Genomic DNA, 12,329 nt, shown 5'->3' on the forward strand with positions numbered 1-12,329 from the left:
TCATTATCTTTTAAATGCAAATAACACTTATTCTGTTATTTCCACTAAACTAATAAATAAACTAAAAAATGAAACAAGCCATTATCAATGCCACTGTACACACTGGTGACGAAATTATTACCAACGGAGTCATCATCATTGAAAACGGAATCATCCTTTCTGTTCAAAAAGAAACTCCACATGATATTGAAACGATTGATTTGAAAGGAAAACATATTGCTGCCGGATTTATTGATATTCAAATCAACGGAGGCGAAAAATTGTATTTCAGTCAAACCCCTACCGAAGAAACCATTCAGGACATTTATGATACAAGTCTTCAATACGGTACGACTCATATACTCCCATGTTTGATTTCTTCTTCAAGAGAAACTATCATAAACGGAATTGAAGCGGTACGCAGTTACATGAAAAAGCACTCCAACGGTGTAATAGGAATGCATCTGGAAGGCCCTTTTCTGAATCCGTTAAAACGTGGCGCACATCCTATTGATCAGGTTCGTAAACCTACTAACGAGGAACTTGAAGAAATTATCCGATTAGGGAAAGATGTTATAAAAGTAATCACCATTGCCCCGGAATGCTTTACTGAAGAACAACTCAACATGTTGATTGAAAGCGGCATTGTAATTTCGATCGGACATTCGACCGTAACCCACAAAGAAGCGCAGGTTTATTTCTCAAAAGGAATTAAACTTGTCACTCATTTATTCAATGCAATGACACAATTCGGACATCGTGAACCGGGTTTGGTTGGTGCCACTTTTGAAAATGAAAATGTATATGCTCCGGTTATTTTAGACGGTGCACATTGTGATTATACTGCTGCGAAATTGGCCTACAGATTAAAACAGGATAAATTCTTTTTGATTAGTGATGCTACTTTTCTGGGGCGAAAAATTACCCATTTCAAATGGGATAATTTCGATGCGTATCTTGAAGACGGCTTTTACCGAAACAGCGAAGGCAGTCTGGCCGGAGCAACAATCTCGATGCTGGAAGCCGTTCAGAATGCTTACAATCATCTGGGAGTTTCAGCAGACGAAGCCATTCAAATGGCCACTTCACGCGTTGCCGCTGCAATAGGTCTGGAAGATCAAATTGGAAAAATAAAGCCCGGATTTCCTGCAAGTTTTGTTCAGTTCAATGATGATTTATCTGAAATAAAAACCTTAAATTTTTCGAAAACACCGTTTTTTATTTCATAGAATAAGGAAAGAAAAATAGATTTTACAGTAATTTTTTGACTTTCCCTAAACTCAATTTCTTATTGAGTATAGTAGCGTTTTTTAACTTACATAATTATGAAACAACCCAGAAAAAATAAACCAGAATAATCAATCATTCCCTAAACAGCACCAATTGTTACCCTCCTGAAACTAAATGTGAATAAGTTTTTTAACTTTGCCCAAAATTGCCCCAAAAACAAAACTTAAAAATTTATTTAAACAACAACAATTTTTTATATAAACCCAAATTTAACCTACTAATCCTATGAGAAAACCCATTTCTTATTTTTTGCCTTTTGTCTTTTTCGCAGGCATATTATTCGGATGCAGCGATGATGATTCAAAAGGTGACAGCTACAAAGCCAATTATTTGCCCGCTATTGATGCGTCGACTTTACCCCCAGAAAACCGACCAATGACCATGTTTGAAGACTCAGAAAGTTCTTCAAAAATGTATGACAACAAAGACCGCTGGTTTCGCGTTAATCAGCCCATGCAAATTATTCAAAAAGGGAAAGATTCTGTACAAGTTTCTCTTTATTCTCCAGTTGGACTTAAAGATGTAAAAGTGTATGCAAAATTACCTAACTATGACAAGCGATTTTTGCTTTTTGAATTTACAACAGTCCCTGCTTTTCACCGTTCGGCACATCAAATTCCGTTAGTAAACGGAACTCATGACTATCAGCTTGAAAATGGAAAGGCTGTTACCATTGATAAAATTGATGGTTTCTCTTCGGGAGCAATCGAATTTTCGGTAGAATCAACTGATCCTTTATTTGCGATGTTCAAAAGAATCAAATCAAATCGACTCGTACAATTCAGCACCCAATATCACCTTAATAATCCTGCTGATGATCCTAATAAATTTTTACCAATGAATCCTGTTTTGGCTAAAGAAGCGATCACTATGATTATTAACTATTCCTATGCGATAAGTCATCCTTTGTATCATGATACTTTTATGAATTTTGACCGTTATAAAAATGAACAGGCAACAGCAGCCGGAGCAGGTATAAATGGGGCTTTAAACTGGCACGGAAATGCTGATGACAAAGATGGTGTTTACGATTATCTGACCAAAGCCCAAATTGAACAAGCCTATAACACTTATATCGATAGCCGGACTCTGAATATGGCGATGGTAGGAGGTGGTTCCGCCTGGGGAGGGGGAGCTTTAGCCTCACAATGGGAATCTGGTTATGTGACCGGACATTGGGTTGGCGATATGTCAGTGTGGACCCACGAATACTCTCACCACTCCGGTTACAGTCACAGCAGTAATTTATGCAACAGTGGCGAAGGCGGTGGTCAACAAGGAATGTTTACTGATTTCTATAAATACCTCATCTCTTTGAATGATCTTCCTTTTACAGATCCTGATATATTAAAAGGATATACAAAAACAAGCTATCTAAGTCAATCTTATAAGAAACCTGTTTTCAAAATTGATCCTAAAAACCCATTTTTAGTAAAATATAAAGGAGACGGAAAATGGAAATAACCTACAAAACTATCATGAATAAAATACCTTTTTTATTACTCCTACTCTGTCTTTTTACAGCTTGTAGCGATGATTCTTCAAACGGCAGTGAACCAACGAAATACGACTATTACTTTCCAACGGAAGAAGCTTCCATAACAGCGGCTCAAATTGGAGCAGGAACAGGAACTTTAGATCCTAAAGGAATTGCGATTGCCAACAATAAACTATACGTTTGTAATGGTGATGTGCTGGAAGTTTTTGATGCTGTTTCGATGGCTTACATCAAAACGATCTCGGCTTATACTAAAGGAGCGACTACGATTCCGTTTACCAAACTTACTTCTGTTTGTGTAGATAGCGGACGTCTTTATATCGGAAGTGTCGATTCTAGACTATTTGTACTGGATGAGAGTACAAATGCCGGAATCAATACGGTTGGAAACGGTCAGTGGTGGAATACTTTTGTGCACGTTTTTGGTGTTGTGGTTAAAGATGGTTTAATCTTCGTAAAAGAAAAAGAAACCTCAATTAAAGTTTTTCAAACTACCCAAATTACCGATAACAGCGATTGGAATTTAAAGCCAATTGCCAAATTAAACACTTTAGACGGTTGGGATGAGGTGTATGCTATGGATATCGATGCAGGCAATTTAGTAGTAGCCGGAAGAGATGCTAAAAGTTATTTGTATTACAACATTGAGTCTATTAAAACTAATGCTGCTGCCTCTTTAACTGAACCTATAAAACCCGTAACAGCAGTTTTTGCAGCTGCAGAGCCTATCGCCATAAGTTTTTCTAAAGACTGGGCCATTACATCCGAAAATATAGGGAGCAACAACTACTTACGTCTGTATCCAAAAGGAGAATTCAAGGATCGAATCTATACTCCAAGAGTAAATGCTCTTGATATTATGGGACAAAATCCATTTGGAAGTATTGTTGGTGTAGCACAATTGAACGATCGTTTGTATTTATCTGATAACACCAACAAGAAAATCAGAGTTATAAAGCTTAATAAAGCAACAATTACAGAACAGCAATAATCGTTCTCGCTTTTAAAATATTTGAAACCTCTAAACTTAAAACTTTAGAGGTTTTTTATTAAAACAAAGTCTCTTTTTTTAGATTGTTTCCCTATCCTCCCATCCTACTGATCAGTAGATTTTCACCATCGTTATATACGTTATTAATTCTGGCGACCTTTCCGTTCTTAGCGGTTAAAAGCAACACAAAGATTTACGCATTCATTTTTTATCTCAATTCCTAATTCTTCTAAAAATAAAAAACTCCCACTCAGATGAGAAGGAGTCCTAAAAAAACAAATCAATTTCTATTTTTTTAATTACAATATTTTTTTCTATGCCAATCCGCGCGTCAGCCAACCTTTTTTATTGGCCGTAACAATAGCATACGGTGTAATCCAAAACAAACTGAATGTATAAAAAACACTGTAGGAATAAGCCCAAAGCGAATCGGCAAAATTATATCTTTTGGTGTAAAACAATACCGGAAAACTCGATACGATTAAAATCGCTAAAAGTGTAGAACTTAAAAACAATATCGGATGTACCGCGATGAAAAAGAACATAAAAAGCATAAACGGATACGCCATAATCATTTTAGTCGATTGACTCACAAATAAAAGACGTGCTCCAAATTTAGATTCACTTCTAAAATCGGTAAAAACATACTTTGCCATTGCGATGTTCTCACGCACATTACTTCTGCTCCATCTGATAAACATCTTATACAATCCAGTATATTCTTCCGGCACGTTAGTCAATACATATGCATTTCTCTGAAACAACACATGCTGTCCCTGTTTCAAAATCATGTTGGTCATGGCACGATCTTCACCAATATCTGATGGCTGTCCCATAAAAGTTTGATTGATCCATTCGTCCAGACAAGCAAAAACCGAGGTTTTTCTGTAAGCTGCAGCAGCTCCCGGAGTACAAAGCACAGAACCTAACTGACTTTCGGCAGAACGCATAAACTCAAAACTCATCACAAAACTCACATTCAGCATTTTAGGTAAAATTGCTTTTTTGCTGTTCAATACATGAACATTTCCGGCTACTGCACCACACTTTTCATCTACAACAAACGGACTCACTAAGTTTCTTAAAGTATCTTTTTTTACAATCGAATCGCTGTCTACCGTAACGAATATCTCTCCTGTTCCCAATTCGAATCCACGGTGCAATGCGTGACGTTTTCCTCTATTTTCAGGCTGTTGAAAAATCGTCAAACGATCTCCCAATTTTATTTTTGCTTGCTGCATCCAGTACCAGGTATCGTCTTTACTTCCGTCATCAACCGCTAATATTTGCATCTTTTGCTCCGGAAAATCACTGTCAGCCAGACTCATCAACGTATCCCAAACCAGCTTCCCTTCATTGTAAGCCGGAACAATCACAGTACAAGTTGGCAGCAACTCATCCGAAACAGACTCAATTGGTTTGTAGGTAAAATACAAGTATAAATTATACAGGAAAACTCCGGCCTGAAACACAAACAATACACCTGCCAGTATCAGGAAAGGGAATCCCCAGCTTGAATTTATTCGCTCCATCTGAAACTGATCAAAGTCAGATTGCAGCTGATAAGTAGTATAAGCACCAATAAACAATAGAATGAATGTACTTATCAGTACAAACAAACCCGTCTTACTTTTGGTTCGCTCGCTTATTTTATTTGAAGTTACATTGGCATTACTAATACGAAAAATGGAACTGTTTAAGGCTTGTTGGTTATTAAGATCTGGATTTGAAGTATAAAACTGTTCTGATGTTAAGGTTTCACTTTTCATATGACATACTTTTGATTGCTTTCTAATGGCTCTTATTTAATTCTTTCCCTCCAATGCTATATTTTGATTAATGGAGAGAATTTTATACTAATGCCATTTTGCAAGCGTTATGCCATAATTATTCTTTTACTGATTTCTAATGAATTAGCGGTTTTGCGTCATTTTCAAGTGTGTAATTATTACACGTTTTAGTATACAGTATACAGTTTTTCTGGGGTTTTGGGAGGTTTTAAGCTGAGGTTTTGTGGTCTTTGAACATGACGAAGTTTAGAAATAACGTTTTCTGGTGTTTATTATTGTCTCCCCGAACAAAGTCAAAAGATTTTTGGAATTTAGACCAGTGCGATAGCGAGCAGCCGAAGCAATTTGGACTCGAGCGATAGCGAACTGGCGAAGCAATTTTAAAATTTTGGAATTTCTTTTTCTGGAGCTATTTCCTGCTATCCGCTTGTATCTTTTCCTTGTCAAAGAAGCAAGAAAAAGGATACCGCTTCTATCAGGGCTATGGGCACTTGTTTTTATAAGAAACTTTCTTTTTCGATAATCAAGCCTTTCAAAGGACTTATAGGGGAGTAAACAGACACTTATAAATTTATTTTAAAATATAGCCTGCAACATATCCAATTGCAAATGTTACTTGTGAAAAATCAGTAATTTCAGACCATTAAAAAACTAAACAATTAAAAACAAATAAATTACACTTTTTTTTTATCTAATACTCCATTTGCATCGCTATTATAAAACTTTATGTTACAAAAAGTAAAAATCACCCTTCATACATCTCCATCCACAATCTCGTCTCCTCCAAATCCAGTTCCTTTTCAATTTTTCTGAAAATCTCTTCGTGTACAGAGCCCGTTTTATGCATCCATTCGAGTTTGTCACGCTCTATGTTTAAAAGATCGATTTGTAATTTGGTAAAATCGTTGAAAATCTCCCCTCCTAAAACCTTTCCTTTTCCGAAGAAATTGGCTGGGAGTTCCGTTTTTTGAAGACGATTGAATTTGACCTCGTATTTGCTTTTAATGTTGTGGAGTAAATCATCATTAAGTAACGAAAAGTTATCTTCGATGTGACTGATAGTCTGCGAAACAATAGTATTTCGGATTTCATACTCTTCGGCAAGAATTGAATAGGGTTCTACTTTTAGTTTTTTAATTAGCCACGGTAAAGTAAGTCCCTGAATGACCAAAGTGGAAAGTATCACACAAAATACCAAATAAATGATGAGGTTGCGTAAAGGAAACTCCTCTGTTTTATTCATCATTAATGGTAAAGCCAGTGCCGCCGCCATAGAAACAACCCCTCGCATTCCAGACCATCCGAAAATAATCATGTTACGGTAATCAAATTCTTCTTTCAGACGGATTCTTTTACTCAGGAATCTTGGCAGCAAAGTTGCCGGTACCACCCAGAAAAACCGAACCAAAATTACCACTAGACTTATCGACGAGCCCCAAACGAACAATGACCACCCAGAATAATCACCTATTCCGGCAATAATTTGTCGCAGCTGAAGTCCAATTAAAATAAAGATCAAACCATTTAAAATATTCGTTAAAACACTCCAAATCGTTCCTGCCATAATTCGGCTTTCGTGCGTAAAAATAGTTCCGGATCGGGCTGACAAATAAAGTCCGGTAGCGACTACGGCCAAGACTCCTGAACATTCAAAATGTTCCGCAATTAAATAAGAGGCAAAAGGCGTTAGCAAAGTCAAAGTGGCTTCAATGACCTCATCGCAAACAAATCTCCTGTGAATATAACACATGATATATCCCACAGCCAAACCAATTGCGATTCCTGCTACCGACATTATAACAAAGTTTAATCCAGCCTGCCATAACACAAAATTACCGGCTGTAATGGCGGTTAATGCGTATTTGTACGCTACCAGACCACTGGCGTCGTTCACCAGACTTTCGCCTTCCAAAATTGCAATCAACCTGGGATGTAAACCCAATCCTTTGGTAATAGAAGTCGCAGAAACGGCATCCGGCGGTGAAACTATCGCTCCTAAAAGAAAAGCCAAAGGCCAGGAAATATCATCGATGAGCATGTGAGCTGCAAAAGCTACCGCAACTGTTGTAAAAAGTACTAAACCCACAGCTGCCAAAGTAATTGGACGGATCGTTTGTTTAAAATCTGACCAGCTTGTGTACCAAGCAGCGTGATATAAAAGCGGCGGTAAAAAAATAATAAAAACCACTTCAGGGCTCAAAGCAATTACCGGAAGTCCGGGGATGACACTAATCACAACACCACAAAGTACCAGTACAATGGGAATTGGAAAATTGTATTTTTTACTAACGAGACTCAAAAAAGCGACTCCAAATAGTAACATAATGATTACAGTAATATTTTCCATTTTCGAATTGTTTCGGTATTTCGGTTATAATACTACGAATATAATATTTTTAGATCTTTGGAAATTATTCTGCATACATTTTATGAAACACAATAAAACTTTATGCAAAACTGTTAGATCTCATTTAACCAAATTTTATTGCATCCGACATTATAAATACTTTAAAAAAAATTACATTTGAACCTTAATTCATATCCCAAATTATGATCCTGAAAAGAAATTTTATCAGTGTATTTGCCTTACTGGCTGTCTTTATTTATGCGCCGATTAGCTATTCTCAAACGACTCCTCCAAAAGCAGAAACCAAATCAAAACTATTTGAAGAAACCACTACGGATAGTGACTATCTGATGGCTATTGAAAAAGCGGGAGAAGCTTTAGAATCCGCTCATAACGACACTGAATTTGATGGAAACAGTCATCGGTTATTTGGTGAAATCAAAGGAACGCAAAGTAAACTTGATCTTATTCTGGCCAGCTTAAAAGGAGCAAATCCAAATGTACGCAACCAACAAATGTATCGTATTGTACTGAAAGAAATTGAGCAGGAACTTAACGAACAAAATACAGCCATAAACTCACGTAATCTGACTCTTGAAAAAATCAAAAGCAGAGTAATTGATTTGCGTAAAGACAAGACCCTGATGGGACTTTTGAAAGATACCATTCGACGCAAACAATTTAAAAGTGAATTCGCGAATCTGAAAAGAAGATACCTGAGTACCGATAGTCTGATGACCAAAAATCAAAGTATCTTAAACCATAATAAAAGACTAACGGTTGAACGAAAAATTGCCGTATCAAATGCCCTAATTACTGTAGAAAGCAAACTGGAAAAATCCGGAATCCGTATGCTTAAAAAAGAATACCCGGTTTTATGGAGTACAAACGATTCTGTAGCAAAAAAGATTGTAGGTAAAAACATTAAAGCCAAAATAATTATTGAAGAAAACGTTGCGGAGTATTACTTAAGTTACCGAGCCGGCGGTTTAATTACACTGGTTTTGCTAATGGGTTTATTGGGCTGGTATATTTCCCGAAATTTAAAATACCTCAACAGTAATGCACATGCCGAAAACCTGAATCAGTTTAATTTTAAATACTTAAATCGCGGAGTTGTGGTTCCGGTCGCTGTCATTGGTCTTAACATTGCTGTCGTAAGCAATTTATACGCTCCTGCTCTGTTTATCGAGTCAATTCAATTGGTTCTTCTGGGACTTTTAACTGTACTTTTCAAAAACAAATGGTCAGCAGTCGCGATGCGAAACTGGTTGTTTCTGTTAGTCTTATTTTTTATGTTATGCTTTCTGGATTTGTTTATCCCGGTTGGCTTTCTGCAACGCAGCGCCTTTATTGTGATTAATATTTTAGGAATACGATACGGTTTAGTACAAATTAAAACGTTAAAAGAACAGCTTTATATCAAAGGCTTTTTTAAATGGGCCACCATCATTTTTATTGGTTTAAATGTTTTATCCATTATCGATAATGTTCTCGGAAGAGTTTCACTTGCCAATATGTTAAGTCTTACCGCCTTTATATCACTCACGCAAATCGTGGCACTAAGTGTACTCTTAAAAATCGTATTAGAAATCATTCTTTTACAAATTTATACCACCCGAATTAAGCGTGGTATCGAAAAGATTTTTGATCACGAAAGTCTGTCCGATACACTAAAAAAACCATTCATTATCGTAATCAGTTATATGTGGATTGTGGTCATCGCAGCCAATTTAAACATTTGGGAATCGCTCCGCTCCGGCTTGGGTACGCTGTTAAGTCATCCGAATACGATTGGAAGCATCACTTTTACCTTAGGAAATATTGTGCTGTTTTTTATCATTATTTGGGTAGCTCACTTATTACAAAACTATGTGGCTTATTTCTTTGGAGAAATTGACGATGAAAACGAAGAAACCATCAATAAAAGACAGCATTCTAAATTACTCATCACAAGACTTGTCGTTTTAATTAGCGGTTATCTTTTAGCTGTAGCAGCTTCAGGAATGCCACTGGACAAACTAAGCATCTTACTGGGAGCCTTAGGTGTTGGTGTGGGTCTTGGACTTCAGAATGTCGTTAACAACTTTGTTTCGGGCATTATTTTAATTTTCGACAAACCAATCCAGGTTGGAGACGTAATCGATATTAGCTCCGAATCCGGCCGGGTAAAATCGATGGGATTGCGTACCACTAAAATCAATTCCTCAAACGGTGCCGAAATCATTATCCCAAATGGTAATCTACTCTCACAAAACATCACCAACTGGACGTATACCGACAATTTTAAACTGGTAGAAATTACCGCTGAGGTTACAGGTGATGTACTGCCTGAAAAGATCAATACTATTATTCTGGAAACTCTTGAAGGTATGGCATTGGTTAATACTACAAAGATCCCTCAGATTTATTACAGTTCTATCTCAGATGGAAAATTCAAATTGCAGATAAAGTTCTGGTGCAGCATTTACCGTACCGAAGAAACTATCAGCAATGCGAGACAGGTGCTCTTCAGTAATTTTAAAGAAAAAGGTTTAACACTGTCTACCTAAACATACTCCTACTTTTCGAATTCGAATAAATAAAAAACGGAAATGGCTTTTTTAAAGTTATTTCCGTTTTGCTTTTACACCAAAAAACTAGTTTGAATTGTTTTTATTACCTGTAAAATTTCACTTCTTTACATACTTATTTAAGATATAATGTGTTACAGGTCGTAATGGACTATTATTCTCCGGATGTCTGCCGTGTGCATCAAAAAATTCAACTCCATTTGCCGTCTTAGCATACCATATAATCGCTACTCCATTTTTATCAAAGTAAGTGGTCGTATCACAAACCTTAATCTTTTTAAGATTGACAAGCGTTGGGTCCATTATTTCAATATTTGCAGATTTAGCCAGGCCTTGTATCTTTAAATCACAATCTACCATCTCATAATGGTCGCCCGACCATTGCATGCATTCCTTATCCTGAAAAGCATAATAAGTACTTATACTTATTAAACACAGAAGACTAACAATCCCCATAATAACAAGCTGTCTTCTTGTCGGAAATTTAGAGTTAGGATTAGAGACAGAATTAGAGTCAGAATCAGGACTTTTTTCAACATTTACATTTACAAATGAATTGATTTGTGGTTTTATCACTTCAATACCACTTACTTCTTCTCTTCCACTCACTTTTTCTCTTTCTTTTCTATTCAGAAATGTTTCCAGAATTCCAGAGCCCGAACTTAGTTCCTTTTGTGGATTCACTATTTCTATTTTGTCTTCATTTTCAATTGGGACTTCATCTTCAATTGCATCTTCATCATCCATTAAATCTTTCTCTTCAAATAACTCCTGCATTCTAAATTTAGTAAAAGGTCTTGCTTTAAAATCGACCAAAATTGCAGCCATATTTACCGCATCGACATTTGCAGGATCAGTTTCTCCTTTAAAAAAATTATCAATAGGTCTGAATTTATCGATTTGCTCTTCAAACTTGTTCTTTTTATTCACATCAAAAGCCAGTCCTAGCAAAGAACTAAAAACATTTAAATCATCCTGATTTCTGTTTTGCTGCTGAAATAATTCCCAACATAAATTGCGCAGTCTGGCTCTGGTAGGGTTTTCCAAATAAACAGAATGTCCGCTCTTTTTTTCTATCTCATATTTCTTTTTAACAGCTTTTTTATAATCTTCAAAAGTATTGTTTGGCATAGGTCTTTAGGATTTTTAAGGATTTGTCAATTGGATTTTCAAGGACTTTTACGGAATTATCAGGACTTCAAAAAATAGATCGGAATTCCCGGAATTCCGTATCAATACAGGCTTACAAGCGTCGTTACTTTGCCTTCAGAATCAGTTAACGTTTTGATCTGCAGGTCAAAAACAAAAGTACTAAACTAGTTCAATTAAAAAGTGTGGAAAACCGTAAAACGGAGTTTATCCCGGGAAGTATAAATGAAAATTTTACGGCCTACGCACTTCACTTCCCATCAAAATTGGCATTGCCCAAACATGATTCAGAATGGTTCTGAACAGGCATGCCTATAACCAAACTAAAAAATTTCAACATGAAAAAGATATTATTTTGGGGAGCTTGTACCCTATTGACAACTATGTTATACTCTTGCACCGCTGACGAAGACGATACTATAACAAAAGAAATTAAAAAAGAAGTAACGCCAACACATGCAGATGGCCCTGGTGATGGAACTGTTCCGCCACCGCCACCGCCTCCACAGGGGAAATAAATAAAGTAATAATATGTAAATAATTACTAATTTCGGGGAAAGTAAGTTTTATGCTACGATCCCCGTTTTTTTGTTTTATAATTTTCCTTTTTCTCTTTTCTTGTAAAGAAAAGAAAACTATATCTACTGACATAAAGCCTAATAAAAAAGAAGCGATTAGTTTCCGACAAAAAGGAATAGAAAACTTTGAAAAT

Annotated in this window: 8 protein-coding genes; 5 read left to right on the top strand and 3 right to left on the bottom strand. The window is 36.3% G+C overall.

Translation table 11 applies throughout. The features are described from left to right. Positions 1-68 precede the first annotated feature (68 nt). From nagA to OLM58_RS01525, 3 genes are all read left to right on the top strand, one after another. Positions 69-1,208 (top strand): N-acetylglucosamine-6-phosphate deacetylase, encoded by a 1,140-nt coding sequence (nagA, locus tag OLM58_RS01515; protein ID WP_264530925.1) that lies wholly within the window; start codon positions 69-71, stop codon positions 1,206-1,208. A 286-nt stretch (positions 1,209-1,494) separates the two neighbouring features. After that, positions 1,495-2,733 carry a hypothetical protein gene (locus OLM58_RS01520; protein ID WP_264530926.1) on the top strand — a complete coding sequence of 413 codons (1,239 nt, stop codon included), beginning with the start codon at positions 1,495-1,497 and terminating at the stop codon, positions 2,731-2,733. Then, positions 2,724-3,758: a hypothetical protein gene (locus OLM58_RS01525; RefSeq protein WP_264530927.1), complete on the top strand. Its 1,035-nt coding sequence runs from the start codon at positions 2,724-2,726 to the stop codon at positions 3,756-3,758. The genes OLM58_RS01520 and OLM58_RS01525 overlap by 10 nt, the downstream gene beginning before the upstream one ends. 314 nt (positions 3,759-4,072) lie before the next feature. On the opposite strand, the gene OLM58_RS01530 is transcribed toward OLM58_RS01525, so the two are convergent. Beyond that, positions 4,073-5,527 carry a glycosyltransferase gene (locus tag OLM58_RS01530; RefSeq protein WP_264530928.1) on the bottom strand — a complete coding sequence of 485 codons (1,455 nt, stop codon included), beginning with the start codon at positions 5,525-5,527 and terminating at the stop codon, positions 4,073-4,075. A 766-nt stretch (positions 5,528-6,293) separates the two neighbouring features. Next, positions 6,294-7,895 carry a Na+/H+ antiporter gene (locus OLM58_RS01535; protein ID WP_264530929.1) on the bottom strand — a complete coding sequence of 534 codons (1,602 nt, stop codon included), beginning with the start codon at positions 7,893-7,895 and terminating at the stop codon, positions 6,294-6,296. 203 nt (positions 7,896-8,098) lie between these two features. On the opposite strand from OLM58_RS01535, the gene OLM58_RS01540 reads away from it, so the two are divergent. After that, entirely contained in the window at positions 8,099-10,447 is a 2,349-nt protein-coding gene (locus OLM58_RS01540; protein ID WP_264530930.1) for a mechanosensitive ion channel family protein, read from the top strand. A gap of 120 nt (positions 10,448-10,567) precedes the next feature. On the opposite strand, the gene OLM58_RS01545 is transcribed toward OLM58_RS01540, so the two are convergent. After that, positions 10,568-11,599, bottom strand: coding sequence for a hypothetical protein (locus OLM58_RS01545; RefSeq protein ID WP_264530931.1), 1,032 nt, complete (start codon positions 11,597-11,599; stop codon positions 10,568-10,570). Between the two features lie 356 nt (positions 11,600-11,955). Here OLM58_RS01545 and OLM58_RS01550 point away from each other — a divergent pair, with 356 nt between their 5' ends. After that, positions 11,956-12,135: a hypothetical protein gene (locus tag OLM58_RS01550; RefSeq protein ID WP_264530932.1), complete on the top strand. Its 180-nt coding sequence runs from the start codon at positions 11,956-11,958 to the stop codon at positions 12,133-12,135. Positions 12,136-12,329: the final 194 nt, after the last annotated feature.

This window comes from Flavobacterium sp. N502540, assembly GCF_025947365.1.
Lineage (GTDB): Bacteria > Bacteroidota > Bacteroidia > Flavobacteriales > Flavobacteriaceae > Flavobacterium.

Bases quoted from the DNA above. Each gene is read 5' to 3' on its own strand.
- nagA (WP_264530925.1), top strand. From the start codon at position 69: ATGAAACAAGCCATTATCAATGCCACTGTACACACTGGTGACGAAATT.
- OLM58_RS01520 (WP_264530926.1), top strand. From the start codon at position 1,495: ATGAGAAAACCCATTTCTTATTTTTTGCCTTTTGTCTTTTTCGCAGGC.
- OLM58_RS01525 (WP_264530927.1), top strand. From the start codon at position 2,724: ATGGAAATAACCTACAAAACTATCATGAATAAAATACCTTTTTTATTA.
- OLM58_RS01530 (WP_264530928.1), bottom strand. From the start codon at position 5,527: ATGAAAAGTGAAACCTTAACATCAGAACAGTTTTATACTTCAAATCCA.
- OLM58_RS01535 (WP_264530929.1), bottom strand. From the start codon at position 7,895: ATGGAAAATATTACTGTAATCATTATGTTACTATTTGGAGTCGCTTTT.
- OLM58_RS01540 (WP_264530930.1), top strand. From the start codon at position 8,099: ATGATCCTGAAAAGAAATTTTATCAGTGTATTTGCCTTACTGGCTGTC.
- OLM58_RS01545 (WP_264530931.1), bottom strand. From the start codon at position 11,599: ATGCCAAACAATACTTTTGAAGATTATAAAAAAGCTGTTAAAAAGAAA.
- OLM58_RS01550 (WP_264530932.1), top strand. From the start codon at position 11,956: ATGAAAAAGATATTATTTTGGGGAGCTTGTACCCTATTGACAACTATG.